Genomic DNA, 25,906 nt, shown 5'->3' with positions numbered 1-25,906 from the left:
GGCTGACAAAGGGGACATAGCGGAAACGCGCGCCATATTGCTCGGCAAAGCTGGCGATCAAATCCTGATAGCTCAGCTCTTCGCCTTTGCGCACCCCGTGCACCAGCACCAGATTCTCGAAACGGTTGAAGGCTTCCCCATCGGCCAGCATGGAGAGGAAGGGGCCGATGGCAGTACCGGTCGAAAGCAGCCAGAGATCGCGCCCGGCGGGCACCTCATCCAGCGTCAGAAAGCCGGTGGCCTGGGATTGCACCAGCAATGTATCGCCCGCTTGCAGCGAGCCGAGCGAGGGAGTCAGCTCACCGCTCGGGATCTCGACCAGATAGAACTCGTGGTATGGCGCAGAAGGGGGATTGACGAAGGAGTAGGCGCGCTGAATGCGGCGATCGCCCTGCTCGAGGGCCAGCTTGGTGAATTGGCCTGCCTTGTAGGGGGCCAGCTCGGCCGCTACCCGCAGGGAGAACAGGGTGGGTGTCCATTCGATGCGTTCGATGACGCGGCCTTCTACCCAAGCCATAAGGATCTCCTCCAGTGGAACAGACCTTCACTCTACCCTCGGGCCGGAAAATAAAAAACCCGCGCAAAAGCGCGGGTTTTCTCTGCAAAAGCGAATCGCTATTACAGGGCAACAACCTGGATCTGTACGGTTGCTTTAACGTCAGCGTGCAGCTGAACAGCAACTTCGTAGTCACCGGTGTTACGCAGAACGTTGCCCATGCGGACTTCGCTCTTGGCAACGGCTACGCCAGCAGCAGTGATGGCTTCAGCCACGTCACGGGTACCGATGGAACCGAACAGCTTGCCTTCGTCGCCAGACTTGGAAGCGATAACCACGGTAGCCAGTTCGGCCAGCTTGGCAGCACGCTCTTCAGCAGCAGCTTTGTTGGCAGCCAGTTTGGCTTCCAGCTCAGCGCGACGAGCACCGAAAGCTTCGATGTTGGCCTTGGTGGCCATAACAGCTTTGCCTTGCGGGATCAGGTAGTTACGGGCATAACCAGATTTCACGGAAACTTGGTCACCCAGACCGCCCAGTTTGGCGATTTTGTCGAGCAGGATAACTTGCATTACCTTTCCTCTATAAATTTCGTTGAGTTAGGCTTAAGTGCCGGGCCGATTCTTACTTGTTGTGCAGATCGGTGTACGGCAGCAGAGCCAGGTAACGAGCACGCTTGATGGCGCGTGCCAGCTGACGCTGATACTTGGCGCGGGTACCGGTGATACGGCTCGGTACGATCTTGCCAGATTCAGTGATGTAGTTTTTCAGAGTAACGATATCTTTGTAGTCGATCTCGGTAACGTTCTCGGCGGTGAAGCGGCAGAACTTACGACGACGGAAATAACGTGCCATGGCCTTTATCCTCTAGTCAGTGATCCAGAATTACTCTTCGGAAGCAGCTTCAGTAGCTTCTTCGCGGCGCTCGTCGTCACGACGGGTGAAGCGCTCTTCTTTGGCCTTGGCCATCGGAGAAACTTCAGTCACGGCGTGCTTGGTGCGCATGATCATGTTGCGGATAACGGCATCGTTGAAGCGGAAGTTGGTTTCCAGCTCATCGATAACGGCTTGCTCTGCTTCTACGTTCATCAGAACGTAGTGGGCTTTGTGCAGTTTGTCGATCGGGTAAGCCAGCTGACGACGGCCCCAATCTTCCAGGCGATGAATGGTACCACCGGAGGTGGTGATGGCGCCGGTGTAACGCTCGATCATGCCGGGAACTTGCTCGCTCTGGTCCGGATGAACCATGAAGACGATTTCGTAATGACGCATTTTAGCTCCTTACGGATTAATTCAGCCTCCGCCCAGGTGCAGCCAGACCTCGGAGGCAAGGAACATAAAGGTGTTTAGTCGCTGCTTTTCTAGGGCGGCGTATTGTACGAAATCACATCCCTCACTGCAACTGACTGCCTTAAATGTTTTTCCCGATGGAAATCATCAGAAACAACAATTGATAATGATTATCACTTAGATCTATTCTCTCTCCATATCCTTATGGAGGGTGATGCCATGCAACCCGCACTGACGACTACGATTCCAGCCCGCAAATTCAAACTGACCCTGCTCGGGCCTGCCTTTATCGCCGCCATCGGCTATATCGACCCGGGCAACTTCGCCACCAATATTCAGGCGGGCTCTACCTTTGGCTACCAACTGCTCTGGGTAGTGGTATGGGCAAACTTGATGGCCATGCTGGTGCAAACCCTCTCGGCCAAACTCGGTATCGTCACCGGCAAGAATCTGGCGGAGCACATCCGAGACCGACTGCCAAAACCGGCGGTCTGGGCCTACTGGGTGCAGGCAGAGATCATCGCCATGGCCACCGATCTCGCCGAATTTATCGGCGCCGCAGTCGGCTTCAAGCTGCTGCTTGGCGTGACCTTGCTTGAAGGAGCCTGCATCACCGCCGTGGTGACCTGGGGGATCCTGATGCTGCAATCCCGTGGTCAGAAACCGCTGGAGTTCGTGGTCGGTGGCCTGCTGCTGTTTGTCGCGGCGGCCTACATCGTCGAGCTGATCTTCTCCCGCCCCCATCTACCCAGCCTGCTGGAGGGCGCCCTATTCCCCGGTCTGCCCAACAGCGATGCCGTCTATCTGGCCGCCGGTGTGCTCGGTGCTACCGTGATGCCCCACGTTATCTACCTGCACTCGGCACTGACCCAGCACACGCAGGATCAGGGTTCAGTCAGCCAGCGGCTGCACACCACCCGGGTCGATGTGGCGATTGCCATGACTATCGCCGGCTTCGTCAATCTGGCGATGATGGCGATGGCGGCTGCAGCGTTCCACAGCTCGGGCCACCAGCAGGTGGCGGAGCTGGAATCCGCCTACCAGACCCTCACTCCACTACTGGGTCAGGCGGCTGCCACCCTGTTTGGCCTCTCTCTGGTCGCCTCCGGCATCAGCTCTACTGTGGTGGGCACCCTGGCCGGGCAAGTGGTGATGCAGGGCTTTGTCCGCTTTACCATCCCACTCTGGCTGCGTCGCGCAATCACCATGGCTCCCGCCTTCGTGGTGATCGCCATGGGGCTCAACACCACCGACATTCTGGTGCTGAGTCAGGTGGTCCTGAGCTTTGGTATCGCACTGGCCCTCATTCCGCTGTTGATGCTGACCGGCGATCGGGCGCTGATGGGGGAACATCGCAACCACCCCGTCACCCAGGCGGTAGGCCGCCTTATCGTCGCGCTGGTGATCGGCCTCAACGCCTACCTGCTGGTTGCCATGATCTAGCAAACCGTCAAGCAACAGAGGGGCTCATTAACGCTGGTTAATGAGCCCCTTCGCACTTTGGCGTATGCTGCCGCTTTCTCTTCTCATTTCTCGTTGCGGGAGCCTTGCCATGGAACATACTCGATCCAGCTTCGTGCTGGGCCATCATCAGGAGCAGGCCAGCGTGGTCTGCTGCCAGCGCGGTGACACCACGCTGCTGGTCACCGACCTCACCCCCTTTCATCCCCAGAGCCATCTCTGGCCCGATCAGCCGGGGGATGTGGGCCATGTTCGCTGGGAAGGGGGCGAAGCCACCATTGGCCCTTGCCGAATGGGGGCCATCAGCCCGGATGGCGAGCTGTTCGTCGATACTGCCATTCCGGTCAAGCGGGGCGCAGAGGGATGGCGTTTCGTGGTGGTCCACCCGCTGACCGGAGACCACGCGCTAGCCGTTGGCAGCCAGGTCGAATTGCAAGTGGATAGCGCTGCCCGCCACGCGTTGAGTCAGGGCCATAGTGGCTGCCATCTGGCGGCACTAGCCCTCAACAGGGTACTCATCCCCTACTGGCGCAAGGAGGTAAGCGAGCGCGATGCACTGGGCCAGCCCGACTTCGACCGCCTGGCTATTCAAAGCTCTCGGGTCGAGCCTTGTGGATCGCGGGAGCAGTACCGCATCGGCAAGAGCCTGCGCAAGAAAGGGGTCAACAGCGAGGCGCTGCTGGCAGATCTGGCGGTGATTGAAGAGAAGGTCAACCAGCAACTGGCCGACTGGATCGCAGCCGGAGGCGAGATCCGCCGTAGCCGCGCTGGCGAGGCGATCATCGATTCTCGTTACTGGCACTGCATGCTGGAAGGCCAGGAGGTGACCATTCCCTGTGGTGGCACCCATGTCGCCTCGCTCGCCGAGTTGGGAGAGGTCAAGGTAGAGCTCACTCAAGTGGAAGAGGGCTTTGCCATGCTGACCCGGGTCACGCCAACCGGCGCCTGAGTCGCAGACTTGACCACTCAGGGCTAACGCCCAAGTTGGCAATAGAGACGTATCGCAAAGAGGGCGCATCATCATGCCCCTCAACGCCCATCATGACGGGCCGATGCTTCTCTTTTAACCACTCCCTGATTAGAATGCGCCTCCCACAGGAGGCACATCACCCATGAGTAGTACCCAACTTCGCACCACCCCTGATCGACTTCGTTATCTGGTTCTCTACGAAGGCATCGGGCTGGCACTGGTCGCACCGCTGATCAGCCAGCTGTTCGGTCAGGGCGTCGCCGAGGTCGGTTCGCTGGCCATCTTCTTCTCCATCGTCGCCACCGCCTGGACCTATGGCTGGAACCTGTTGTTCGACAAGGGGTTGCTCAAACTGTGCGGGCGCACCAACAAGCGACCACTGGACCGCTTCCTGCACGCGTTTGGCTATGAAGCGAGCTTTATGATGCTCTCCCTCCCCTGCGTCATGTTCTGGCTCGATTTGGGAGTGTGGGACGCCCTGATGCTGGATCTCGGTTTCGTCGCCTTCTACCTCGTCTACATCATGGTCTTTACCTGGGCCTATGAGCGGATCTGGCCGCTGCCATCCAACCCGCAGACGGCATAAGGCCTCAGCCGCAAACCGAAAGTGGCCGACAGAAGGAAAAGTCAGGAAGGACTAATAGGAAGGATGGGAGAATCCCATAAAAACAATGCCAGTCAGCGAGCTGACTGGCATTGGACAAAACAGACTTTCGGACTTACTTGACGGCGTCTTTCAGAGCCTTGCCAGCCACGAATGAAGGCACGTTGGCAGCAGCAATCTGGATCTCTTTACCAGTTTGCGGGTTACGACCGGTGCGGCCTGCGCGGTGGGTGACCTTGAAGGTGCCAAAACCGACCAGTTGCACAGCATCGCCTTCTTTCAAGCTCTGGGTAATACCATTGATGATCTCTTCCAGAGCCACTTTGGCCTGAGCTTTGCTCAGATCTGCTTTGGCGGCAATCGCATCGACAAGTTGAGCTTTGTTCATAACATTTCCTTTATGATCGGGCATTTAGCGCTGGGTCACTCTATGCAAAAAAAAACGCACAGGCAAAGCCTTTATCGAGCCGAACGCGTCAAACGCTGGGGTTTTCATCAAGATCTGCGGAAATAGTCACATTCCACACGCGAAAAACCGTGAGCAGGCCTGAAACCTGCTAGCACGCAGACACAATCCACTGACTATTTCTTCGCCACTTAACATTATCCCCCCATGGCTATTGACGCTTGCCCAGATTTTCCCTAGTTATAGGTTGTGTCACTGCTCAAACGGCTCGGAATACCGAACAATCGGCCAGCCTTTGCCCCACGGAGGGATAGGGATTATGTTGACGAAACTGGAACAGACCAAGCAGGCGCTGGCAGGCAAGCATAAGGCTATCGACGACTGGCTGGATGCAAGGCAAGCGTTGCTGGTCGGATACATGCAGCTGGCAGGCCTCACTCCGGCGCGGACCAAGCAACGCAGCCTGCCCAAAACAGAAGAGCTGCATCAGTTTTGCGACCGCCTGGTCGACTATGTCAGTGCGGGCCATTTCGAGATCTACCACCACGTCGTCACCGCCTTCGAGCAAGCCAGCGGCGAAACACTGGAGCTGGCCAAACGCATCTATCCCCATATTCGTACCAGCACCGAATTCGCCCTCGAGTTCAACGACAAATACAGTGATGCCGACGAGGCCCAATTGCTGCTACTGGATGATGATCTCAATGAGTTGGGTCCGGTTCTGGAAGAGCGGTTCAAACAGGAAGATCGCCTGGTCAAGGCACTTCATGTAGTGGAATCCTTGAGTACCCAGCAAGCCTGAATGCCATTTTCGGAGCAAGTTCAAGATACTGGCAACCAAGGTGGATTACACTCAGAGCAATGACCCTAGCGTCCACACTTATTGCATACAGGAGATGAGCATGTCTGAGCGCCGCCGTTTTGCACGGATCCTCTACTTGACCATGGCAGAACTCACCCAGGGGGAACAGCAGTGGCAGACCCAGCTTGTCGACGTCTCCTTGCAGGGAGCCCTGCTGATCCGCCCCGACGACTGGGAGAGCCGTGACAACAAGGAGTACCAGCTCAGCTTTATCCTGAGCGGTAGCGATATCGAGATCAAAATGCAGGTCGAGCTGACCCACGAAGCCAGCAAGAAGCTGGGTTTCTACTGCCACCACATCGATATCGACAGTGCCACCCACCTCAAGCGGATGATCGAGCTTAACGTCGGCGACGAAGAGCTGCTCCACCGCGAGCTGGAACAACTGCTGAGCGAGCATCTGGAACACAGCCAGCCCTGATGGCAGGTTCCAGCCCATAAAAAAGAGCGCCGAGGCGCTCTTTTTCCGTTGTGCTGTTGTATCGATTGCAATGCTGAGGGATTACAGCGCCTCGAGTGCCTCAGACAGCTTCTTGACCGGCACCACTTCCATCCCTTCGATGGGATGCTTGGGGGCATTGGCGTGCGGCACAATGGCACGACGAAAACCGTGCTTGGCCGCCTCCTGCAGCCGCTCCTGGCCGGACGGCACCGGGCGAATTTCACCAGAAAGACCCACTTCGCCGAACACCACCAGATCCTTGGGCAGCGCCTGATCCCGGAAGCTGGAGACCATCGCCAACAGCAGCGCCAAGTCCGCACTGGTCTCCTCGACCTTGACCCCGCCGACCACGTTGATGAAGACATCCTGATCCGCCATCTGCAACCCGCCGTGACGGTGCAGCACCGCCAGCAACATGGCGAGCCTGTTGTGATCCATCCCCACCGCCACCCTGCGCGGGTTGGATAGCTGGGAGTAGTCCACCAGCGCCTGCAACTCCACCAGCAGCGGTCGGGTGCCCTCCCAGATCACCATGACGATGGAACCGGGCGCCTGCTCCTGCCCTCGGCTGAGGAAGATGGCGGAGGGATTGCTCACCTCGCGCATCCCCTGTTCGGTCATTGCAAAGACCCCCAGCTCGTTGACCGCACCGAAGCGGTTCTTGTGAGAGCGCAGAGTCCGAAAACGGGAGTCATGGCCACCATCAAGCAGCACAGAGCAGTCGATGCAGTGCTCCAGCACCTTGGGGCCCGCCAGACTGCCATCCTTGGTCACATGACCCACCATGAAGATGGCCACATGATTCTGCTTGGCATAGCGGGTCAGCAGCGCCGCCGCTTCGCGCACCTGTGAGACAGAACCGGGGGACGATTGCACATCCGCCACATGCATCACCTGAATGGAGTCAATCACCATGATCTGCGGCTGCTCCTGCTGGGCAATCAGGCAGATCTGCTCGACGCTGGTCTCGGAAAGCATCCGCAGCTTGTCGGTGGGCAGCCCAAGGCGGTTGGCCCGCATCGCCACCTGCTGGAGCGACTCCTCACCGGTGACATAGAGGGTTTTCATCCGCTCTGCAAGACCACACATGGTTTGCAGCAGCAAGGTCGACTTGCCCGCCCCCGGGTTACCGCCGATCAGAATGGCCGAGCCGGGCACCACACCACCACCAAGCACCCGATCCAGCTCCTTGAAACCTGAGGTAAAACGGGGAATTTCGGTAGTGGCAATCTCTGCCAGTGTCTGTACCTGACTGCCGACCGCGCCGGCATAACCGGTGTAACGGGCACTCTTGCCAGCGGGGCTCACCGAGCCGAGGCGCACCTCGGTGATGGTATTCCACTCCTTGCACTCGCTGCATTGACCTTGCCAGCGTGTGAAGTCGGCACCACATTCGGAACAAACATAAGCAGTTTTATTTTTGGCCATTGATAACTCGGGGACAGGATGAATTCCTGCTTGATATACTTGTTTGCGACCGACAGATCAAACCCAGAATCGGAAAAATGACTTTCCGTGGCAGGAACAAATGGATTCAGAACACCAGCAACATCTGATTGAACAACTCGTCCCCTTGCTGCGGGAGAAAGATTTCGAGGAGATCTTCAACCGCATGACCCAGGAGGAAAACAGCAACAGCCGTTTTCTGATCAAGATGGAGCTCAAGCGCAAGTGCTCCCCCTGCCGCAGGGTCATCGACATGCGCGATGAGCTGGAGGATGAGTGCCTGGTGCATGAGTTCGACGGCATCACTCACTTCATGCCCGCCGATGCGATAGCCTTGTTCCAGTCCCAGTGCTATCTCTACCGCGATATCTATACCCTCGGTGTCTACGAGGCACTGCAACAGTGGCAAAAGCAGCACCACAACGCCCGCGTGGATGGTCAGCTGTCTCCCCCGGCCAGCCCCTTCCGGCAATATGATGTCAACACCATCGCCTTTGCCAGCTACTACGGCCGCCGTCAGGAGCGGATGCACTTCAGCTCGCCGGTGCTGATCAAGTTTCAGGACGGGGAGAAGCTGTTCGCTAAGAGTTCAGATCTCTCGCTGGGTGGCATGCGGGTCTCGGTTCCCTATCTGCCGAGCTATCACACCGGCGCCCAGGTGGAGGTCTTCTTTACCGGACTGGAGCGGGACACCCCCAATCCTGTGCTGCATCAGCCGGTCGGCTATCAGATCCTCGGTGAAGAGAGCAAAGAGGGGAAATACTGGCTGCGGCTGGTGCGCTCCGGCGAACAGCCCGCCTTCGATGCCTTCCTCAGCGACTTTATCGATGCCAACAAGATCCGTTATCGGGTCAGCGTCGACTACCTGCTCTCCGCTGCCATCATCAAGGGGTATGAGCAGTTCTACCTGCCGCGGATGACCGGCATGCCGCTCTTCTTCGGCACCGGCGACAGCCCCAATCTCGAGATTGCCCTGCGCACGGAAAACAACCAGCACCTGCTGGAGTATTGGCGCGATGAGAAAAACCGCGATGCCCTGGCGGGGCTTTTCAGCGCGGAGCGGATGAAACGGCTCTGCCCGGCCCCCGGCACCACCACCGAGACCATCATCTACTGCTTTACCCACACGGTGCGCAGCCACATCTACTTCTTCTCCGCCACCGCCGAGGAGCTGCGTCAGAGTGGCCTCACCGCCCTCTTCTTCCAGGTGGGCTCACGCCGCCCCAGCTGGCGAGTCTACAAGTTCACGCTGGAGGCGTGCGATCTGGTCGAGGCGGATGTGGGACAACTGCAGGGGCAGGACAACCCGCAGTTGCAAGATATCCTGCTGCTCGAGCGGCTCAAACAGATCGGCTATTGCGGCCTGCTGCAGGAGATCGGCCTGGAGTCACAGCGGGAAGAGTTCCATCAGGAAGGGGTCAGCAACAACGCCAACGAGCTGCAACGCTTTGGTCACGAACAGGGGGTTGCCCCCTTCGAGATCGAGACCCTGCACTATGTTCAGCTTCGTAAGGAGTCGCGCTACATCCACAAGACCGCGGTCGCCATCCATCACAACGGCAAATCCTGGATCGGCTGGACCCGCGACATCTCGACTCACGGCCTGCAAATCGAGCTGGAAGATGCCTTTATCGGCGAGAAGAACGATGTGGTGACCATCGCCCTGCCCCGCTTGCAGGAGCTTTCCAAGAGCATGGATCTGCAGCGCCTCTCCTACCGGCTGGTCAGCCTCAACATGACCCGCACCGTGCTGCACCTCTGCATCGAAGGGGATTCGGATCGCCATACCGGCCGCCAGTTCTTCAGCCTGCTGATCGAGAGCAACCAGAACAAGCTCAAGGCGGCGCAGGAGCAGCGCCGCTATCGTGGGCTGGCGCGGGCACTGCGCAACATCTATACCCACCACCTGTTCAACTCACCGGTCTACGTCAACAAGCTGAAAGGCGCGCCCAAACCGGCCTCCATTGGCAAGTCGCTGCAACCGCGCAGTCTGCAGCGCCTGCTGCAAGCCTGTGCCGAGCTGCCGGAGCAGGAGAACCTCTACCCGCTGTTTCAGGGGGAGCTGCTCAAGGAGCTGCTGATGAACCCGCTGCGAGCCATCGAGCGGGAGGATAAACCGAGAGAAGACGAGGTCTATATCGCCAGCATCCAGACCAAGGCTGGCCTGCCCATCTTCAGCAGCCGGCTGGCCAGCAGCTTTGCCAATGTCAAAGAGAAGCGTCAGTTCATCGAGCTGGCGCAGCAACAGGGGGAGTTCTACTCGGTGCTGGTCGGCATCTCCCGTACCGGACGGCCCGACACCAACTTCATCGCCAACGAGCTGGACTACATCGCCAAGTTCGCCATCCACAAGGCACGCAAGCTGGAAGAGGAGCTGTGGAGCGTGGTGGGGGTGGGCGAACTGACCGATACCACCCAGGCCACCCTGTTCCGCTTTGGCATCACGCCACCGCTGAACTGAAGATCCGGAAACAGACAGAAATGAAACAGGGCGCTCGAGGCGCCCTGTTTTTTGTCATGCCGCCTGCGGGTTGAGCAGCCAGTCGAGGATCAGGGGGAAGTGATCCTCCTGCGCCTGCGGAGCGGTCAGCATATTGATGTGGTCATAATCGAGGCGGTTGCCGTTGTCCCGCCCCAATCGGGTGTGACGGGTTGCCGAACCCATCTCGTCGCTGAAACGGCGCACATCGGTCGGGTGACCCAGCACCTTGTCCGCTTTGGCCGAAATCATCCAGAGCGGTGGCCAGTTGACCCGTGCCGCCGCCTCGTCATAGGCAAAACCGTCGTGAGGATCCTGCCAGGGGCCGCACTTGACCCAGGGGATGGTCTCCTGCAGATAGCGCAGCGGCTCGTCGTCAGCACCGATCTTCAGATTGCGAGCCGCCAGAAAACCACGGCGGCGAGCCAGCCAGGGGGCCAGCCGATTCCAGATCAGATCTACCTTCAGCCAGCGCTCGGGATTGTGCACCGACACTCCGCGCTTGGTGCCAAAAAACAGCAGGCTGGCCACCTGATCCGCCAGCTCAGGGAAGCGCACCAGGGTCGAGGCCATGATGACACCGCCCCAGGAGTGGGCCACCCAATGCACCTTGAAGCCATGATGGCGCTCGGCAATCCAGCGCTGCAGGGCGGGCAGATCCTCGGTGATCAGCTCATGCTGACCGTGCTCTGCCTGCTCGGCGATGGCAGGAGTGCTGAGCCCCCGCCCCCGCAAATCAGCCACATAGACCTGATAGCCGTGACGGGCCAGAAAGCAGGCCAGCCCCTTGCCCGATTCGGTATAGAAGATCCGCCCGTTCTCGATGGCGCCATGCACCATCAGGATCGGCTCTCCATGCACGGCGACCCGGGGTTTGATGTGGCGCACATGCAATTGATGGCCACCACAGGGGATAAACAGAGACTGCTGCAACAATTCCATTTTTATTGGTTTCCTCCTTGAAACACTGTCAGCGCTTGTCCCAGCGTTGCTCGCTGCAGGCCCGCGCCGCCAGCAGGCAAATCACCCCCTCCAGATCGTGATGATTGAGGGTGGCCGCCGCCTGCGCCCGCACCAGTGGTTTGGCGTGAATGGCGATGCCAAGGCCAGCGACCCCCATCATCTTGAGATCGTTGGCACCATCGCCGATGGCCACGGTCTGGGCAGCAGCAATGCCGTACTCCTGAGCAAGCTGCTGCAACACCTCTGCCTTGACGCTGGCATCGACGATGCGCCCGCTCACCTTGCCCGTCAGTTGCTCCCCTTCCACCGCCAGCTCGTTGGCGAAGATGGCATCGAGCCCCAGATCGCGCTGCAACTGGCCAGCAAAACGGGTAAAACCGCCGGAGGCGATGGCCACCTTCCAACCCGCCCCTTTGAGGGTATCGACCATCAGCTGCAAGCCCGGCATCCAGGGCATCCATGCCGCCACCTCGTCGAGAATGGTGACCGGCGCCCCTGCCAGAAGGGCCACCCGATTGCGCAGGCTGTCGGAAAACTCGAGCTTGCCCTGCATGGCTGCGGCCGTCACTGCCGCCACCTGCTCGCCGACCCCGGCAAGCCGGGCAATCTCGTCGATGCACTCGATGCGGATCGCGGTGGAGTCCATGTCCATCACCAGCAGGCCGGGCTCATTCAGGGTCGGTAGCGCGGGCAGATGGCAGAGATCAATCTCCCACTCACCGCTCTTGAGCTCGGCCACCAAATCGGCAGAGAAGCGATCGCAGCCAAGCAGCAGCAAAGGCACACCCGCCACCTCGGTGGGAGGATAGAGGGTGGCCGCCAACTCCTGTGCTGCCAACAGTGGCGACAGACGCGCCAGATGGGAGGCGCCCAGTCCCTTGCCAAACAGCACCAACCAGCCGCCAGCCTGCGGAGTCTCTGTCGGGTGCAACGCATCTGCGCTGAGCTGCCAACAGGGTGAGCCGGACAACAACGCGGGCCAATCGGATAACAGAGGGGGGAGCCGGGACAACAACATAAGGGATACGCCTTCCTTGGTGATCAGGGGGTTAACAGTGCTGGCCCAGAGTAGCGTATTGCTTTTTGTACAGGCAAGCGCCAAGATCCCGCCACTCCTTGTTACCAGAGGTCACACGCTTGCAGCGTCATCTTCCCATCAAACGTGTTCTCAGCCTGGGTGCCGGTATCCTGCTCGGATGCTGGGTGCTCGGTGTGCTCATTCATATGCAGGGTGAAAGCCAGGCCTCGCTGCACAGCGAAGCGCGCAACCGGGCACAGGCGCTGGTCGCCTATGCCTCCCGCGACATGAAGCGCTGGCTCAAGGAGGAGAAGAGCAGCGAGCTGGAGCGGCTGGCGCGGGATCTGGCGGCGGAGCCGGAGATCCTCGATGCCACCCTCTACGACGGACGCGGCATTCCCCTCGCCCAGTCTGAGCAGGCTGTGCCGCTGGAGAGCCTGCTGCCCATCGGCAGCGATAACAAGTCACTGCCGGAGCAGGGCAAGGGGCGGATCCAGTTCGTACAGGAGATCCGGGATGGCGAGCAGACCATCGGCTTCCTGCGAATCACCCTGGAAGAGCAGCAGATGCTGGCAGACAAGGACACCCGGCTCAAGGTAGTGCAGGAGAAACAGCGGCTGATGCTGCTGGTCGCCCTGCTGGCCGGGGTGCTCATCTCCTACGGCGTGCGCCGCAACTACATGCGGGTGCGCAAGCACAAGAAAAAGAGTACGCCCCCCGCGCCGCCACCGGAAAACTGATGGCGCAACCAGAGAGCAAATACAAAAACGGCGGCCAGAAGGCCGCCGTTTCTTATTCGCAAAGGAATTACTTGTCGCCCAGCAGGACGGAATCCAGTGCGATTTCGATCATGTCGTTGAAGGTCAGCTGACGCTCTTCAGAGGTGGTCTGCTCACCGGTACGGATATGGTCGGAGACGGTGCAGATGGTCAGTGCCTTGGCACCGTACTCTGCGGCCACGCCGTAGATACCGGCGGCTTCCATCTCGACACCCAGGATGCCGTATTTTTCCATGACGTCGAACATGGAGGGGTCCGGAGTGTAGAACAGGTCGGCGGAGAAGATGTTACCGACGCGCACGGCAACGCCCTTGTTCTTAGCGGCCTGTACGGCATTGGCAACCAGGTCGAAGTCGGCGATGGCAGCGAAGTCGTGATCTTTGAAGCGCAGACGGTTTACTTTGGAATCGGTGCAGGCACCCATACCGATCACCACGTCACGCAGTTTCACGTCTTCACGCACGGCGCCACAGGAGCCCACGCGGATCAGGGTCTTCACACCGTAATCGGTGATCAGCTCTTTTGCGTAGATGGAGCAGGACGGGATACCCATGCCGTGACCCATGACGGAGATACGACGGCCCTTGTAGGTACCGGTGAAGCCGAACATGTTGCGCACGTCGCAGATCTGCTCAACGTTCTCCAGGAAAGTTTCAGCGATGTACTTGGCGCGCAGGGGGTCGCCCGGCATCAGCACGGTATCAGCAAAGGCGCCATCTTTCGCATTGATATGAGGAGTTGCCATTCTCTTGATTCCTTCACACAGGTTGAGTTTTATTGTTTTATAAATTGCCCGCCGCCGAAGTGGCGGGCGGGTAAATTACAGGAAGCTGGTACCGTACGCCAGTTTCGGCAGGCCGTGATAAGCCGCGATGCTCTGGCCGATATCGGCAAAGGTCTCGCGACGACCGACGGAGCCGGCCTTGACCGGCTTGCCGAAGAACAGCACCGGAATGTATTCGCGGGTGTGGTCGGTGCCACCCCAGGTCGGGTCGCAGCCGTGGTCGGCAGTCAGCACCACTACGTCGCCATCTTGCAGCAGCTCAAACAGCTCCGGCAGGCGGGAATCGAAATACTCCAGCGCACCGGCATAACCGGCAACATCACGGCGGTGGCCGTAGGAGGAGTCGAAGTCGACGAAGTTGGTGAAGACGATGGCGTTGTCACCGGCCGCTTTCACCTCTTCCAGCGTGCGATCCCACAACTCGGTCAGACCGGTCCCTTTCACCTGCTTGGTGATGCCCTGCTGGGCATAGATGTCGGCGATCTTGCCGATGGAGACCACCTGACCGCCCGCATCTTTCATGTAATCCAGCACGGTCGGCGCCGGCGGCAGCACTGAGTAGTCGTGACGGTTGCCGGTACGCTTGAAGTTGCCCTTGCCAGAGCCCACGAACGGACGCGCAATCACGCGGCCGATGTTGTAAGGCTCCAGCAGCTCGCGCACGATGTGGCACAGCTCATAGAGCTTCTCGAGGCCGTAGGTCTCTTCGTGGCAGGCAATCTGGAACACGGAGTCGGCAGAGGTGTAGAGGATCGGCTTGCCGGTCTTCATGTGCTCTTCGCCCAGATCATCCAGCACCTGGGTACCGGAGGCGTGGCAGTTGCCCAGATAGCCAGGCAGACCAGCCTTCTCGACGATGGCGTCCAGCAGCTCCTGCGGGAAGCTGTTGTGGTGATCCTTGAAGTAGCCCCACTCGAACAGCACGGGCACGCCGGCGATCTCCCAGTGACCGGACGGGGTGTCCTTGCCGGAGGAGAGCTCCTGCGCAAAGCCGTAGGCACCGACCACCTCGATATCTTTTTTCAGCCCTTCCGGGAAGTAGCCGGAAGCCTGCTCGCAAGCGTGGCCCAGACCCAGCTTGTTGAGGTTGGGCAGATTGAGGGCGCCACGGCCTTCAATTTCACCTGCCGCACACGCCTTGGCGATATGGCCAAGGGTGTTGGCGCCCACATCTCCGAACTTGTCGGCGTCGGCAGCAGCGCCAATACCGAAAGAGTCCATCATCAGAATAAAGGTACGTTTCATGGGTCTTCCCCTTGTTACAAATCGGCCAGGGTGATACGGCGGTACACTTCAGGCAGTGCCTCCGGCCGCTCGCCACCAATCCGGACAGCCGCCTGCACCATGCTGGCAGCCTGAGCATATTGCTCTTCAGTCTGAGCGTGGATCATCGCGATCGGCTTGTCAGCATCGACGCTTTGACCCAGGCGGATAAAGTCGGTCAGACCGACCGCATAATCAAGTTTGTCACCGGCAGCGCGCCGACCACCGCCCATGGCGACCACAGCCAGACCCAGTTCGCGGGTATCCATGGCGGTCACAAAACCGCTGTTGGCCGCGAAGACCGGGCGCACGATGGCAGCCTTGGGCAGGTAAGCGTCATAACGCTCCATAAAATCGGCCGGGCCACCGAGACCTGTCACCATGCGACCGAAGATCTCGGCCGCCTTGCCGTTATCCAGCACCGCCTGCAGCTTGGTGCGGGCATCGCGCTCGTCGCTGGCCAGACCGGCGGAGATCAGCATCTCGGCGCACAGCGCCATGGTCACTTCGTGGATCCGCGGGTTGCGGTATTCACCGGTCAGGTAACGCACCGCTTCACGTACTTCCACCGCGTTACCGGCGCTGGAGGCCAGCACCTGGTTCATATCGGTCAAGAGCGCAGAGGTGCGGCAACCGGCACCGTTGGCCACGGCCACAATGCTCTTGGCCAGCTCTTCGGAGGCTTCGAAGGTCGGCATAAAGGCGCCGGAGCCCACTTTCACATCCATCACCAGCGCTTCGAGCCCGGAGGCGAGCTTCTTGGAGAGGATGGAGCCGGTGATCATGGCGATGGATTCAACGGTTGCAGTAATGTCACGTACTGCATAGATACGCTTGTCAGCCGGGGCCAGATCGCCGGTCTGGCCGATGATGGCGACACCCGCCTCTTTCACCACTTTCAGGAAACGGTCGTTGTCGACCGAGGTCTGGTAGCCGGGAATGGCGTCCAGCTTGTCGAGGGTACCGCCGGTGTGGCCCAGGCCACGGCCGGAGATCATCGGCACGAAACCGCCACAGGCAGCGACCATCGGGCCAAGCATCAGAGAGACCACATCACCCACACCACCGGTGGAGTGCTTGTCGACAATCGGGCCACCCAGATTGAGGTGATCCCAGGTCAGCACCATGCCGGAGTCGCGCATGGCGCAGGTCAGGGCAACCCGCTCATCCATGGTCATGTCTTTGAAGTAGACCGCCATCGCCAGCGCGGCGATCTGCCCTTCGCCGATGGTGTTGTTGGTAATGCCCTGAACGAAGAATTGAATTTCTTGGGTACTGAGCGCTTCACCGTTGCGCTTCTTGCGAATAATTTCTTGAGGCAAAAACATCTTTCATTCCCTCCGCCATTGCTGGCGTTACACAAGCCTGAATCCTTGCCCGCACACCGCATGGTGGGGGCTAACAGGGCGGACAGCAGTCCGCCCTCTCATCAACCTATTAGTAACCGCTGGTGTTGGCCGGCTTGTCGCCATGCCCCAGAGTGGCCAGCAGACTGGCCAGCAGGCTGGATGCACCAAAGCGGAAGGTACGGGCGGATACCCAGTCGTTGCCGAGGATCTCTTCGGCCATGGCCAGGTACTGACCGGCAACGGCTGCGTCTTTCACGCCACCCGCTGGCTTGAAGCCGACTTTCGGATTCTTGGCCTTGATCACTTCCATCATGATCCGCGCCGCTTCTGGGGTCGCATTGACCGGCACCTTGCCGGTGGAGGTCTTGATGAAGTCGGCACCGGCATCGATACAGATCTCGGAAGCGCGACGGATCAGCGCCTCTTCTTTAAGTTCACCAGTTTCGATGATCACTTTCAGCAGCACGTTGGCACCACAGGCCTCTTTACAGGCTTTGACCAGATCAAAACCGATCTGTTCATTACCGACCATGAAGGCGCGGTACGGGAACACCACGTCCACTTCATCAGCACCGTAGGCGACAGCGGCACGGGTTTCGGCCACGGCGATCTCGATGTCGTCGTTGCCGTGCGGGAAGTTGGTCACGGTCGCAATGCGTACGTCGGCAGCGCCGATCTCACGCAGGGTCTTGCGAGCGATAGGGATAAAACGGGGGTAGATGCAGACAGCGGCGGTCAGGCCAGCCGGTGACTTGGCCTTATGGCACAGGTCGATCACCTTCTGATCGGTGTCGTCATCGTTCAGGGTGGTCAGGTCCATCAGGTTCAGGGCGCGCTGAGCGGCCACTTTCAGATCAGTCATTCTGTTCTCCAAAGTCTCGATTTAATCCAGATAACCGGGCACCACCATACCATCCAGCGATGGATGCACAGGCAGTAATCCCCAGCTATACGGGAATGGAATTACAGTGCGAAGGCACCGGCACTATCGGGATGCTATTCAAAACACCCTGCAGGCACTGCGACTGTAAATAAGGCAAGAGCCCTGTCACTTTCTTACAAAAGTGCGGACTTGGTTCCATGAAGACTTGAGAAAGGCCGACAACATCTGACCCGACTTCCCAATCAATTCCATTTGACCGCCAACACCCGATTTCATCGAGTATTAGTCATTGCCAGCACCCTGCTGGCAACGCCTATTTCAGCCGAGATACCCCCTGTTTGCAAGCCGGATTTGCCAATTTCAGAGGTACCTCACATCTGGCAAATCCAGGTCTAAAAAAGCCTTACGAAAAGAAACGGGTCAGGATCCAGGAGTAGGCCAATCCCCCCAGATAGACCCCGACGATCCCCATTACCCCGGACAAAACGGGAGGCGCCGGGATCGGCAATTTGAGGAAAGAAAACAACAAACCAACTATAAAGCCGGCCACCATCGCCAGTAGCACTTCATTCATATAACCTCCGATTTGACTCATTTTATTATTAGTTTAGATAGGAAAACGGTTGTCACCGCTCCATACGCGAACGCCACGGCAGATGCCGTGGCGTTCGTGTTTATACCCTGTCAGTCAGACGGCGATTACATGCCGGACAGTGCCAGGAAGAAGCCTGCGATAGTGGCAGACATCAGGTTGGACAGAGAGCCAGCCAGTACGGCTTTCAGACCAAAGCGTGCAATGGTGCCGCGGCGGTTAGGCGCCATGGACCCCAGACCACCCAGCAGGATGGCAACAGAGGAGAGGTTGGCAAAACCACACAGCGCGAAGGAGATGATCGCCTTGGTGTGATCGGACATGGCCACACCGTTGATCAGCACTTCGTCTTTCAGGTACGGAGCGAAGTTCAGGTAAGCCACGAACTCGTTCACTACCAGCTTCTGACCGATGAAGGAACCGGCAACCACTGCTTCATTCCAAGGCACACCGATCAGGAAGGCCAGCGGGGAGAAGATCCAGCCCAGCAGCAGTTCCAGAGAGAGTTGCGGATAACCGAACCAGCCACCCACACCGGAGAAGATGCCGTTGATCATGGCGATCAGACCGATGAAGGCCAGCAGCATGGCGCCGACGTTCAGGGCCAGTTGCATACCGGCAGAAGCGCCAGCAGCTGCAGCGTCAATGACGTTGGCAGGCTTGTCATCCAGCTCGGCATCGGCAGAGCTTTCGTCGTAGTTCGGGGTCTCGGTCTCGGGAACCAGCAGCTTGGCGAACAGCAGACCACCCGGTGCAGCCATGAAGGAGGCAGCAATCAGGTACTCCATCTTCACGCCCATGGAGGCATAACCGGCCAGTACGGAACCGGCAACGGAAGCCAGACCACCACACATGACGGCGAACAGCTCGGAGTCAGTCATCTTGGAGATGTAAGGACGAACCACCAGCGGCGCTTCGGTCTGACCGACGAAGATGTTGGCGGTTGCAGAGAGGGATTCGGTGCGGGAAGTACCCAGTACTTTCTGCAGACCGCCGCCCAGCAACTTGATGACCATCTGCATGATACCCAGGTAATAGAGCACTGCAATCAGGGAAGAGAAGAAGATGATGACCGGCAGAACACGGAAGGCAAAGACAAAGCCGCCGCCACCGAACACTTCAAACATCTTGTTGCTGACCAGACCGCCAAACAGGAAGTCGATCCCGTTCTGGCCGTAGCTGATCACGCTGGATACCGCGTCGGACACGCCGACCAGGATATCGCGACCAACCGGAACATAGAGAACAAACGCCCCCAGACCGGCTTGAATTGCGAACGCACCGACAACGGTACGCACGTTGATTGCCTTGCGATTGCTGGAGAACAGCACCGCGATAAGGACGAGCGTCGCCATCCCTACCAGACCCATGAACAAATTCATTATTATCTTCCTCTAGTAGCACCTAGCTTGTTAGTGAGTTGTTATTAAACCCAACTAATCAAGGGGAGCGCATTATACTAATTAAAGTCCGATAAAATAGAATGCTGGTCACATTTTATCGTTATCAAAATGTCCAAGTGTCACAAAATTAGACAGCAAACGATTTTTACGCTCATTTTTTTTCCTGACAACTAAATCAGGTGTTGCGAATTTGTTTCGTGGCTATTGGTCGTGATGGAAAATATGCCGGGCAGTTTCAAATAACACCTTGGCAACATCTGCCGATGATTCCTCCCGCAAGGTCATCAATATTTCCGCTATTTTCGGCAGCGCTTCCGGGGTATTCCGGGTGCCTTGTGCGCCTTGCAACGGCATATCGGGCGAATCGGTTTCCAGCACCAGGGCCTCGAGCGGCATAGCCCGAAATACCTCTCGCGTCTTGTTCGCCCGCTCAAAACTGATTACCCCGCCCACCCCGAGTCGAAAGCCCAGTTGCCAGAAAGCCTCCGCCTGCTGCAACGAACCGCTGAAAGCATGGATCACCCCGCCACGAGGCGGCTTGAAGCGGCGCAACAGCTTGGCCACAGTGTCATTGGCGCGCACCGAGTGGATCATAAGGGGGAGCCCGGCATCTGCAGCCAGCCGGATCTGAGCCTCAAACAGCGCAAGCTGCCCCTCCTGCGGCACGTGAGAACGGAGATCCAGCCCACACTCGCCTATGGCCACCAGCCCGGCAGGCTGGCTCATTACCAGCGTTCGCAGCCGCTCCATCACCCCCTCCCGCTGTTCACCGGCATACCAGGGATGAATGCCCAGACCATAAAAGAGGCCGTCATGTTGCTCTGCCAGTGCCATCACACGAGTCCAGTTATCCTCTGCGATGGCAGGAATGATATACTCCGTCACCCCTAGTGCCCGGCAACGGGCCAGCAGTGCCTCCCTGTCCTGGTCGAACACCGGAAAGTCGAGATGGCAATGGGTATCTATCAGCTGCATATCACTCACACCTGTTTGCGGTATTTAATGGGTCATTGAACATGATGAACAACAGAAACAACGGCTTTACCCTGATTGAACTGGTGCTGGTGATCATAGTGCTGGGGATCCTGGCCGTCACCGCCCTGCCCCGCTTTATCAATATCAAGGATGATGCCCTGAAAAGCACGGTCTCGGCGACCGCAGGCAGCTTTGCCAGTGCAGTTCAGCTGGCTCATGCTGGCTGGGCGGTGAAAGTACAGGGGCAAGACCTCGCGCTGTATAACTTCAGCGGGATGGGTAACAAAGATCTGGATATCAACCATTATGGTTGGCCGGTGGGGACGGAAGAAGGGGGCCAAGGGGTTGATACCATCTTCCACGGCGGCAATAGTGAGGAAATTTCTGTCAACAGCGAAGAGGATTGCGATCTGCTATTCGCAGGGCTACTCGATACAGACCAAACGTCCTCAAGACAAAAAGATGGCAAGGGACATTATTATTCAAAAATAATCAGAGTCCCGGGCCAAGTTGAAAATGGACTACGCCACGATAACTGCCGCTATATCCTGCGCGACTCAATGGGTCGCTTCCAGACAGGTTCAGAGTATGAAAACGGCCTCGGCTTCGAGTACAACAGCGTTACCGGCGCCGTGACCCGCAATTTTGATTGAGCTCAGCCTCTTCTGCGCAAGCTCTCTCTTTGCTTGAATCATCATCATAACGAACCGGCGTGCAGCAGCGCCGGTTCTCCTGAGTGAGCCCCCACTCCTCACACCATGCATCGTAACGGGCCAGCCAACGCAGCAATATCCCCTTCATCGTCACACCTCCGCCAACAGGTTCAGGTCAAAAACCATCCTAATCAGAGTCGGCAAGGGGAGCAAGTCATCCCCATAACCGCGATAGGGCGGAATAAAAAAGAGCCGGTCAGCATGGCTGACCGGCTCTTTTAACATTTCCTGAAGAGGTTATCCGATGAGCGACAGCTCATCCGCCTCACAGACTCTTCAGCTTCTCTTCCGGCAGGGCCAACTCGTCGTTGTGGTTGACGCCGATACCGCGCTCCAGCACATGACGGGCGATGGCGTGCGCCTCTTCCAGCGAGTGCATGCTGTAGGTGCCGCACTGATACTCGTTCAGCTCGGGGATCTTGGCCTGCTCCTGCACGGTCAGCACGTCGCTCATGGCTGCCTGCCAGGCTGCGCCAACACGGGCTTCGTCCGGCGCGCCGATCAGGCTCATGTAGAAGCCGGTACGGCAACCCATAGGGGAGATGTCGATGATCTCCACGCCATTGCCGTTCAGGTGATCACGCATAAAACCGGCGAACAGGTGCTCCAGCGTATGGATACCGCGCTCGGAGAGGATCTCCTGATTCGGTACGCAGAAACGCAGGTCGAACACGGTAATAGTGTCCTTGTTCGGGGTCTGCATGGTCTTGGCCACACGCACCGCTGGCGCTTCCATACGGGTGTGGTCAACGGTAAAACTGTCCAATAACGGCATTTCTGACTCCTGATTTGGTTACCAGAACCAGCCCCCACGGGAGAGCTGATCCTTGCATTGACGGTACTGGGCGCCGTAGCGCTGGGCGCGAGCCTCTACCTTGCGAGAGGTCTTCATCAACCACCCCTTGCTGCGATAGCTGCCACGCCGGTAGCCACCCCACCCTTCGTGATAGTTGAGGTACTGGCCATAGGCATCCCACTTGGAGGTGCCATTTAGCCGCTGGGCTTTGTTAGTGTACCAACCCATAAAATCGATGGCGTCGGCAAAATCATCGCGGTCACTCCAGCTGTTGCCGGTTTCTCGCTGGTAATCGGCCCAGGTTTCATCTTTGACCTGAGCATAACCATAAGCCGAACTGGCACGCCCGGTCGGGATGAAGAGGAAATACTGCATCGGCGGCTGGGCATCATGTACGTAAGAGGACTCCTGATACATCATGGCCATCACCACATGAATTGGCGTCCCCCACTTCTCGTTCATCTTGAGCGCGGCCTTGTGCCACTCCGGCTTCTCGCGAAAGATCTGGCACAGATTCTCCGGCTGGGCCGGCGGCCGGGTACTGCAGGCGGTCAGACCGGCCAGCAGGCCGGCCACCGCAACGAGACGCATCCAGGACATCAGCGGGATCGAGTCTCCATTCGTTGGCTCATCACGAGGCACGGCAATCTCATCAGATCGCGTCTTCGTTCTCTTCGCCGGTACGGATACGAATGACACGCTCCACCTCGCAGACGAAGATTTTGCCATCACCAATCTTGCCGGTGCGAGCGGTATTCTGGATCGCTTCCAGACAGGCATCGAGATCCTCGTCCTGCACCACCAGCTCCACCTTCACTTTCGGCAGGAAGTCGACCATATATTCGGCGCCGCGATAGAGCTCGGTATGGCCCTTCTGGCGGCCGAAGCCTTTGACTTCGGATACGGTCATGCCGTTGATGCCGATCTCGGCCAGGGCCTCGCGCACATCGTCCAGCTTGAACGGTTTGATGATGGCTTCAATCTTCTTCATGGTGACTCCTTACCAGTTCTGTTTGCCGAACCCGGATGTAATGGGGTAACGGCGATCCTTACCAAAGTTGCGAGCCGTAATGCGGGGCCCGACCGCCGCCTGACGGCGCTTGTATTCGTTGAGATCCACCAGCCGAATCACCTTGCGCACCACCGCTTCCTCGAAGCCTTCTGCCACCATGTCGGCGACCGAGGCATCCTCTTCCACGTAACGCTTGAGGATCGCATCGAGGATGTCGTACGGGGGCAGACTGTCCTGATCCACCTGATCCGGCGCCAATTCTGCCGAAGGGGGGCGGTCGATAACCCGCTGCGGGATCACATAGTCAACTGAGTTGCGATATTCGCACAGCTTGAAGACCAGCGTTTTGGGCACATCTTTCAGCACGTCGAAGCCACCGGCCATGTCACCGTACAGCGTGGCATAGCCGACCGCCATCTCGCTCTTGTTACCGGTGGTCAGCACGATACGACGACGCTTGTTAGAGAGCGCCATCAGCAGCACGCCGCGGCAGCGGGCCTGCAGGTTCTCTTCGGTGGTATCGCGGGCGGTACCTTCAAACAGCGGCGCCAGCTGGGCCATAAACCCTTCGAACATCGGCTCGATGGAGATGATGTTGAACTCAACCCCCATCCGCTCGGCCTGCTCCTTGGCATCCTCCACGCTCATCTGGGCGGTATAGCGGAACGGCATCATCACCGCCTGCACCTTGTCGGCACCGATGGCATCGGCCGCGATGGCCAGCGTCAGCGCCGAGTCGATGCCGCCGGACAGGCCCAGCACAGCCCCATGGAAACCGTTCTTGGTGACATAGTCGCGCACTGCCAGCACCAGCGCCTGATAGGTCTCGGCCAACGGCTCCAGCGGCGCAGCGGGTTCCCGCTCCTTCACCGGCTGACCATCGGCAAAGCGCACCAGCGCCAGCTCTTCGGCAAACGGGGCGAGCTTGTGGGTCAACTCGCCCTGGCTGCTGAACACCTTGGAGCAGCCGTCGAAAATCAGCTCATCCTGACCGCACACCTGATTGAGGTAGACCAGCGGCAGACCGGTCTGATCGCAGCGTTCGGCCATCAGCTCGCGGCGGATCCAGGGTTTTTCCTGATCATAGGGCGAGGCGTTGATGGTGAGCAGCAGCTCGGCCCCCGCCGCCTTGGCGGCCAGCGCCGGACCTGGCTGCCACAAATCTTCGCAGATGAGTAGGCCCAGCTGGTGACCACGGAACGGCACCACGCAGGTCTTGGTCGCCGCGGTGAAGTAGCGCTTCTCATCAAACACACCGTAGTTGGGCAAGTCCTGCTTGAAGTAACGAGCAATCAGCTTGCCCTGCTCATAGAGGGAGGCGGCGTTATAGAGTGACTCCCCTTCACGCCAGGGATGCCCGACCAAAATGGCACAGTTGCCCTGCCATTCGGCAACACGAGCCAACGCGGCTTCGACCCGCATCATCAGGTCGGCACGCAGCAGCAGATCTTCCGGTGGATAGCCGGTCAGGGCCAGCTCGGAACAGACCAGCAGATCGGCACCTTGCTGCTCGGCCTGAGCTGCCGCAGCGAGCACTTTGTCAGTGTTATCTTCGATGGCGCCTACCGTCAGATTCAACTGGGCAAGCATCAGAGAGAGGGCTTTTGCCATGGCGATGCATCTTGAATTCGAAAATGATGGGGAATGATAAAGAAAAGGGGGGCAATCTGCCAGTTCAAGACAGGCGTAACCGTGTGACAGCAACCAGTGGGAAGGATAAGCTGTAGATAGTCACGGAACGACAGGCCTTCGCAGATATGAAAAACGCCGGATTTACCCTGATGGAGTTGATGATAGCCATTGCACTGGGCGTCATTCTGTTGGGGATTGGTATTCCTTCCCTCTCTAAGCTGCTTGGCAGCAATAATTTGGCGACCCAAGAAAAAAGCCTTCTCAACCACTTAAACTATGCCAGACAACAGGCTATCTCTAACCAACAAACGGTTACTCTCTGCCTGACCACTATCAATAATTCTGTAGAAGAGTGCGTTACTGCCAATCAAAATGGAGCGACCCGGCAGATCGCTTTTATCGATACTAATAACGATCAGAAGCTCAATGGCAGCGAAACAACTCTGACGGCAAGTCCCGAGTTTCCTGCAGAACTGGCCATTTCTGCAGATGCACAGGCGCTTCACTTCACCCCTGATGGCACCATTACGTCTGATAGCGAGGTCATCTTTTCACTCTGTGTAAGCGGTGAAAAGGGCATTGAGATTGCAGTTATGCCTGCCGGGCGTGCCCATAGCCAGGCAAGTGGTGCTGTATGTCCATGACCTGCGCTAACTACCGCGAAACACACACGAGCACAAAAGGATCCATTTCAATCCAATAGCTATGCTTAGAGTCTCCTTTGAACAAGGACTCATACGCTATGGCACGAAATGGATTTACCCTGCTTGAGTTTTTAATATCTGCAAGCCTGACAACCATCCTGCTGACCTTGGGACTGCCGTCATTGGCAAATCTGCTGACATCTACCGACAGCGACATCTACACAAGAAACCTGCAGGACCACCTGATCTTCGGCCAACGGCAAGCTATCACACAGCAGCAACCCGTCACAGCCTGTCTTGCCATGCCTGTCATAAACTCCACAAAAGAAGGCTGTGTACTCGCAAATCAAACCGGCGCCCAGCGTATGCTTGTCTTTATCGACATCAATCAGGATCGCCAATTCGATATTGCAAGTGGCGATATCTTGTTATCAGCAACAGAACCCTTTCTTGAAAAACATACCGTGACGGCCAATCGACAATTTGTGCGATTCAGTCCAGATGGCACTGCGATTGGCACCAACATGACACTCCGGTTTTGTATCGACCAGGCCCCCCGAGTCGATATCATCGTTTCCCCATCCGGCAGAAGCAGAAGCGAAAAAAAGGGGCTGAGTTGTTCTTAGCCCCTTTACCCTACTCAATAA

General features: G+C 58.1%; 30 protein-coding genes. 10 read left to right on the top strand and 20 right to left on the bottom strand.

Annotated elements, in window-relative coordinates:
* The 4 genes from AB5Y85_RS08900 to rpsF form a co-directional block, all read right to left on the bottom strand.
* Positions 1 to 517: ferredoxin--NADP reductase (locus tag AB5Y85_RS08900; RefSeq protein WP_368221334.1), on the bottom strand; the 517-nt coding region annotated here is incomplete at its 3' end.
* A 101-nt stretch (positions 518 to 618) separates the two neighbouring features.
* The gene (rplI, locus tag AB5Y85_RS08895) at positions 619 to 1,065 is read right to left on the bottom strand and encodes a 50S ribosomal protein L9 (protein ID WP_005340490.1); all 447 of its coding nucleotides are present in this window, start codon (positions 1,063 to 1,065) and stop codon (positions 619 to 621) included.
* A gap of 52 nt (positions 1,066 to 1,117) precedes the next feature.
* Positions 1,118 to 1,348 (bottom strand): 30S ribosomal protein S18, encoded by a 231-nt coding sequence (gene rpsR / locus AB5Y85_RS08890; protein ID WP_005308890.1) that lies wholly within the window; start codon positions 1,346 to 1,348, stop codon positions 1,118 to 1,120.
* Between the two features lie 30 nt (positions 1,349 to 1,378).
* Positions 1,379 to 1,765 (bottom strand): 30S ribosomal protein S6, encoded by a 387-nt coding sequence (rpsF, locus tag AB5Y85_RS08885; RefSeq protein ID WP_005308887.1) that lies wholly within the window; start codon positions 1,763 to 1,765, stop codon positions 1,379 to 1,381.
* A gap of 237 nt (positions 1,766 to 2,002) precedes the next feature.
* On the opposite strand from rpsF, the gene AB5Y85_RS08880 reads away from it, so the two are divergent.
* The 3 genes from AB5Y85_RS08880 to AB5Y85_RS08870 all read left to right on the top strand — a co-directional run bounded on the left by AB5Y85_RS08880 (position 2,003) and on the right by AB5Y85_RS08870 (position 4,800).
* Positions 2,003 to 3,226, top strand: coding sequence for an Nramp family divalent metal transporter (locus AB5Y85_RS08880; RefSeq protein ID WP_257686779.1), 1,224 nt, complete (start codon positions 2,003 to 2,005; stop codon positions 3,224 to 3,226).
* A gap of 109 nt (positions 3,227 to 3,335) precedes the next feature.
* Positions 3,336 to 4,193, top strand: coding sequence for a hypothetical protein (locus AB5Y85_RS08875; protein WP_257686778.1), 858 nt, complete (start codon positions 3,336 to 3,338; stop codon positions 4,191 to 4,193).
* A 163-nt stretch (positions 4,194 to 4,356) separates the two neighbouring features.
* Positions 4,357 to 4,800: a PACE efflux transporter gene (locus AB5Y85_RS08870; protein ID WP_005358045.1), complete on the top strand. Its 444-nt coding sequence runs from the start codon at positions 4,357 to 4,359 to the stop codon at positions 4,798 to 4,800.
* 133 nt (positions 4,801 to 4,933) lie between these two features.
* On the opposite strand, the gene hupA is transcribed toward AB5Y85_RS08870, so the two are convergent.
* Positions 4,934 to 5,206: a nucleoid-associated protein HU-alpha gene (gene hupA, locus AB5Y85_RS08865; RefSeq protein ID WP_005340484.1), complete on the bottom strand. Its 273-nt coding sequence runs from the start codon at positions 5,204 to 5,206 to the stop codon at positions 4,934 to 4,936.
* Between the two features lie 337 nt (positions 5,207 to 5,543).
* Between hupA and AB5Y85_RS08860 the strand changes: the two genes are divergently transcribed.
* The gene (locus AB5Y85_RS08860; RefSeq protein ID WP_005340483.1) at positions 5,544 to 6,026 is read left to right on the top strand and encodes an Rsd/AlgQ family anti-sigma factor; all 483 of its coding nucleotides are present in this window, start codon (positions 5,544 to 5,546) and stop codon (positions 6,024 to 6,026) included.
* 100 nt (positions 6,027 to 6,126) lie between these two features.
* Positions 6,127 to 6,507: a PilZ domain-containing protein gene (locus tag AB5Y85_RS08855; RefSeq protein ID WP_236288320.1), complete on the top strand. Its 381-nt coding sequence runs from the start codon at positions 6,127 to 6,129 to the stop codon at positions 6,505 to 6,507.
* 81 nt (positions 6,508 to 6,588) lie between these two features.
* On the opposite strand, the gene radA is transcribed toward AB5Y85_RS08855, so the two are convergent.
* On the bottom strand, positions 6,589 to 7,956 hold the full coding sequence (gene radA, locus AB5Y85_RS08850; protein WP_005340481.1) for a DNA repair protein RadA: 1,368 nt from the start codon (positions 7,954 to 7,956) through the stop codon (positions 6,589 to 6,591).
* Positions 7,957 to 8,056: 100 nt separating this feature from the next.
* On the opposite strand from radA, the gene AB5Y85_RS08845 reads away from it, so the two are divergent.
* Positions 8,057 to 10,435: a PilZ domain-containing protein gene (locus AB5Y85_RS08845; RefSeq protein WP_064337329.1), complete on the top strand. Its 2,379-nt coding sequence runs from the start codon at positions 8,057 to 8,059 to the stop codon at positions 10,433 to 10,435.
* 54 nt (positions 10,436 to 10,489) lie between these two features.
* Here AB5Y85_RS08845 and AB5Y85_RS08840 read toward each other — a convergent pair whose 3' ends face one another.
* Together AB5Y85_RS08840 and serB are read right to left on the bottom strand one after the other, a co-directional pair.
* Positions 10,490 to 11,395, bottom strand: coding sequence for an alpha/beta fold hydrolase (locus tag AB5Y85_RS08840; protein WP_101531107.1), 906 nt, complete (start codon positions 11,393 to 11,395; stop codon positions 10,490 to 10,492).
* Between the two features lie 28 nt (positions 11,396 to 11,423).
* The gene (gene serB / locus AB5Y85_RS08835) at positions 11,424 to 12,434 is read right to left on the bottom strand and encodes a phosphoserine phosphatase SerB (RefSeq protein WP_257686777.1); all 1,011 of its coding nucleotides are present in this window, start codon (positions 12,432 to 12,434) and stop codon (positions 11,424 to 11,426) included.
* A gap of 119 nt (positions 12,435 to 12,553) precedes the next feature.
* Here serB and AB5Y85_RS08830 point away from each other — a divergent pair, with 119 nt between their 5' ends.
* A complete protein-coding gene (locus AB5Y85_RS08830) occupies positions 12,554 to 13,174 on the top strand; it encodes a YtjB family periplasmic protein (protein ID WP_101531105.1) in 621 nt (206 codons plus the stop codon).
* Positions 13,175 to 13,241: 67 nt separating this feature from the next.
* On the opposite strand, the gene deoD is transcribed toward AB5Y85_RS08830, so the two are convergent.
* The 7 genes from deoD to AB5Y85_RS08795 form a co-directional block, all read right to left on the bottom strand.
* Positions 13,242 to 13,958: a purine-nucleoside phosphorylase gene (gene deoD, locus AB5Y85_RS08825; RefSeq protein ID WP_005340471.1), complete on the bottom strand. Its 717-nt coding sequence runs from the start codon at positions 13,956 to 13,958 to the stop codon at positions 13,242 to 13,244.
* A gap of 75 nt (positions 13,959 to 14,033) precedes the next feature.
* Positions 14,034 to 15,242, bottom strand: coding sequence for a phosphopentomutase (locus AB5Y85_RS08820; protein WP_257686776.1), 1,209 nt, complete (start codon positions 15,240 to 15,242; stop codon positions 14,034 to 14,036).
* A gap of 14 nt (positions 15,243 to 15,256) precedes the next feature.
* A complete protein-coding gene (gene deoA, locus AB5Y85_RS08815; RefSeq protein ID WP_005358033.1) occupies positions 15,257 to 16,588 on the bottom strand; it encodes a thymidine phosphorylase in 1,332 nt (443 codons plus the stop codon).
* A 109-nt stretch (positions 16,589 to 16,697) separates the two neighbouring features.
* Entirely contained in the window at positions 16,698 to 17,471 is a 774-nt protein-coding gene (gene deoC, locus AB5Y85_RS08810; RefSeq protein WP_040067479.1) for a deoxyribose-phosphate aldolase, read from the bottom strand.
* 424 nt (positions 17,472 to 17,895) lie between these two features.
* The gene (locus AB5Y85_RS08805) at positions 17,896 to 18,066 is read right to left on the bottom strand and encodes a XapX domain-containing protein (RefSeq protein ID WP_005340467.1); all 171 of its coding nucleotides are present in this window, start codon (positions 18,064 to 18,066) and stop codon (positions 17,896 to 17,898) included.
* A 125-nt stretch (positions 18,067 to 18,191) separates the two neighbouring features.
* Entirely contained in the window at positions 18,192 to 19,466 is a 1,275-nt protein-coding gene (locus AB5Y85_RS08800) for a NupC/NupG family nucleoside CNT transporter (protein WP_019445565.1), read from the bottom strand.
* A gap of 222 nt (positions 19,467 to 19,688) precedes the next feature.
* On the bottom strand, positions 19,689 to 20,462 hold the full coding sequence (locus AB5Y85_RS08795; RefSeq protein ID WP_101531103.1) for a TatD family hydrolase: 774 nt from the start codon (positions 20,460 to 20,462) through the stop codon (positions 19,689 to 19,691).
* Positions 20,463 to 20,503: 41 nt separating this feature from the next.
* On the opposite strand from AB5Y85_RS08795, the gene AB5Y85_RS08790 reads away from it, so the two are divergent.
* Positions 20,504 to 21,115 carry a type II secretion system protein gene (locus tag AB5Y85_RS08790; RefSeq protein WP_042084377.1) on the top strand — a complete coding sequence of 204 codons (612 nt, stop codon included), beginning with the start codon at positions 20,504 to 20,506 and terminating at the stop codon, positions 21,113 to 21,115.
* Here the strand turns inward: AB5Y85_RS08790 and AB5Y85_RS08785 are convergent.
* From AB5Y85_RS08785 to AB5Y85_RS08765, 5 genes are all read right to left on the bottom strand, one after another.
* The gene (locus tag AB5Y85_RS08785) at positions 21,084 to 21,263 is read right to left on the bottom strand and encodes a DUF5363 family protein (RefSeq protein WP_081250401.1); all 180 of its coding nucleotides are present in this window, start codon (positions 21,261 to 21,263) and stop codon (positions 21,084 to 21,086) included. The genes AB5Y85_RS08790 and AB5Y85_RS08785 overlap by 32 nt on opposite strands.
* A gap of 177 nt (positions 21,264 to 21,440) precedes the next feature.
* Complete coding sequence (gene luxS / locus AB5Y85_RS08780; RefSeq protein ID WP_101531102.1) at positions 21,441 to 21,950, bottom strand: S-ribosylhomocysteine lyase; 510 nt, start codon at positions 21,948 to 21,950, stop codon at positions 21,441 to 21,443.
* Between the two features lie 18 nt (positions 21,951 to 21,968).
* Entirely contained in the window at positions 21,969 to 22,562 is a 594-nt protein-coding gene (locus AB5Y85_RS08775; RefSeq protein WP_272868849.1) for a hypothetical protein, read from the bottom strand.
* Positions 22,563 to 22,623: 61 nt separating this feature from the next.
* Positions 22,624 to 22,962 (bottom strand): nitrogen regulatory protein P-II, encoded by a 339-nt coding sequence (glnB, locus tag AB5Y85_RS08770; RefSeq protein WP_005308848.1) that lies wholly within the window; start codon positions 22,960 to 22,962, stop codon positions 22,624 to 22,626.
* A 9-nt stretch (positions 22,963 to 22,971) separates the two neighbouring features.
* A complete protein-coding gene (locus AB5Y85_RS08765) occupies positions 22,972 to 24,594 on the bottom strand; it encodes an NAD+ synthase (protein ID WP_257686775.1) in 1,623 nt (540 codons plus the stop codon).
* A 146-nt stretch (positions 24,595 to 24,740) separates the two neighbouring features.
* On the opposite strand from AB5Y85_RS08765, the gene AB5Y85_RS08760 reads away from it, so the two are divergent.
* Together AB5Y85_RS08760 and AB5Y85_RS08755 are read left to right on the top strand one after the other, a co-directional pair.
* Positions 24,741 to 25,259 carry a GspH/FimT family pseudopilin gene (locus AB5Y85_RS08760; RefSeq protein ID WP_257686774.1) on the top strand — a complete coding sequence of 173 codons (519 nt, stop codon included), beginning with the start codon at positions 24,741 to 24,743 and terminating at the stop codon, positions 25,257 to 25,259.
* A 98-nt stretch (positions 25,260 to 25,357) separates the two neighbouring features.
* Complete coding sequence (locus tag AB5Y85_RS08755; protein ID WP_201980486.1) at positions 25,358 to 25,885, top strand: GspH/FimT family protein; 528 nt, start codon at positions 25,358 to 25,360, stop codon at positions 25,883 to 25,885.
* Positions 25,886 to 25,906 lie beyond the last annotated feature (21 nt).

It is taken from the genome of Aeromonas sp. R3-1, from assembly GCF_040908345.1.
GTDB lineage: Bacteria > Pseudomonadota > Gammaproteobacteria > Enterobacterales > Aeromonadaceae > Aeromonas > Aeromonas veronii.
The sequence above is the reverse complement of the archived record's forward strand: the minus strand, read 5'-3'. Positions and strand labels throughout refer to the sequence as shown.

Coding starts and splice junctions, on each gene's coding strand:
- rplI (WP_005340490.1), bottom strand. CDS start 1,065: ATGCAAGTTATCCTGCTCGACAAAATCGCCAAACTGGGCGGTCTGGGT.
- rpsR (WP_005308890.1), bottom strand. CDS start 1,348: ATGGCACGTTATTTCCGTCGTCGTAAGTTCTGCCGCTTCACCGCCGAG.
- rpsF (WP_005308887.1), bottom strand. CDS start 1,765: ATGCGTCATTACGAAATCGTCTTCATGGTTCATCCGGACCAGAGCGAG.
- AB5Y85_RS08880 (WP_257686779.1), top strand. CDS start 2,003: ATGCAACCCGCACTGACGACTACGATTCCAGCCCGCAAATTCAAACTG.
- AB5Y85_RS08875 (WP_257686778.1), top strand. CDS start 3,336: ATGGAACATACTCGATCCAGCTTCGTGCTGGGCCATCATCAGGAGCAG.
- AB5Y85_RS08870 (WP_005358045.1), top strand. CDS start 4,357: ATGAGTAGTACCCAACTTCGCACCACCCCTGATCGACTTCGTTATCTG.
- hupA (WP_005340484.1), bottom strand. CDS start 5,206: ATGAACAAAGCTCAACTTGTCGATGCGATTGCCGCCAAAGCAGATCTG.
- AB5Y85_RS08860 (WP_005340483.1), top strand. CDS start 5,544: ATGTTGACGAAACTGGAACAGACCAAGCAGGCGCTGGCAGGCAAGCAT.
- AB5Y85_RS08855 (WP_236288320.1), top strand. CDS start 6,127: ATGTCTGAGCGCCGCCGTTTTGCACGGATCCTCTACTTGACCATGGCA.
- radA (WP_005340481.1), bottom strand. CDS start 7,956: ATGGCCAAAAATAAAACTGCTTATGTTTGTTCCGAATGTGGTGCCGAC.
- AB5Y85_RS08845 (WP_064337329.1), top strand. CDS start 8,057: ATGGATTCAGAACACCAGCAACATCTGATTGAACAACTCGTCCCCTTG.
- AB5Y85_RS08840 (WP_101531107.1), bottom strand. CDS start 11,395: ATGGAATTGTTGCAGCAGTCTCTGTTTATCCCCTGTGGTGGCCATCAA.
- serB (WP_257686777.1), bottom strand. CDS start 12,434: ATGTTGTTGTCCCGGCTCCCCCCTCTGTTATCCGATTGGCCCGCGTTG.
- deoD (WP_005340471.1), bottom strand. CDS start 13,958: ATGGCAACTCCTCATATCAATGCGAAAGATGGCGCCTTTGCTGATACC.
- AB5Y85_RS08820 (WP_257686776.1), bottom strand. CDS start 15,242: ATGAAACGTACCTTTATTCTGATGATGGACTCTTTCGGTATTGGCGCT.
- deoA (WP_005358033.1), bottom strand. CDS start 16,588: ATGTTTTTGCCTCAAGAAATTATTCGCAAGAAGCGCAACGGTGAAGCG.
- deoC (WP_040067479.1), bottom strand. CDS start 17,471: ATGACTGATCTGAAAGTGGCCGCTCAGCGCGCCCTGAACCTGATGGAC.
- AB5Y85_RS08805 (WP_005340467.1), bottom strand. CDS start 18,066: ATGAATGAAGTGCTACTGGCGATGGTGGCCGGCTTTATAGTTGGTTTG.
- AB5Y85_RS08800 (WP_019445565.1), bottom strand. CDS start 19,466: ATGAATTTGTTCATGGGTCTGGTAGGGATGGCGACGCTCGTCCTTATC.
- AB5Y85_RS08795 (WP_101531103.1), bottom strand. CDS start 20,462: ATGCAGCTGATAGATACCCATTGCCATCTCGACTTTCCGGTGTTCGAC.
- AB5Y85_RS08790 (WP_042084377.1), top strand. CDS start 20,504: ATGATGAACAACAGAAACAACGGCTTTACCCTGATTGAACTGGTGCTG.
- AB5Y85_RS08785 (WP_081250401.1), bottom strand. CDS start 21,263: ATGAAGGGGATATTGCTGCGTTGGCTGGCCCGTTACGATGCATGGTGT.
- luxS (WP_101531102.1), bottom strand. CDS start 21,950: ATGCCGTTATTGGACAGTTTTACCGTTGACCACACCCGTATGGAAGCG.
- AB5Y85_RS08775 (WP_272868849.1), bottom strand. CDS start 22,562: ATGCGTCTCGTTGCGGTGGCCGGCCTGCTGGCCGGTCTGACCGCCTGC.
- glnB (WP_005308848.1), bottom strand. CDS start 22,962: ATGAAGAAGATTGAAGCCATCATCAAACCGTTCAAGCTGGACGATGTG.
- AB5Y85_RS08765 (WP_257686775.1), bottom strand. CDS start 24,594: ATGGCAAAAGCCCTCTCTCTGATGCTTGCCCAGTTGAATCTGACGGTA.
- AB5Y85_RS08760 (WP_257686774.1), top strand. CDS start 24,741: ATGAAAAACGCCGGATTTACCCTGATGGAGTTGATGATAGCCATTGCA.
- AB5Y85_RS08755 (WP_201980486.1), top strand. CDS start 25,358: ATGGCACGAAATGGATTTACCCTGCTTGAGTTTTTAATATCTGCAAGC.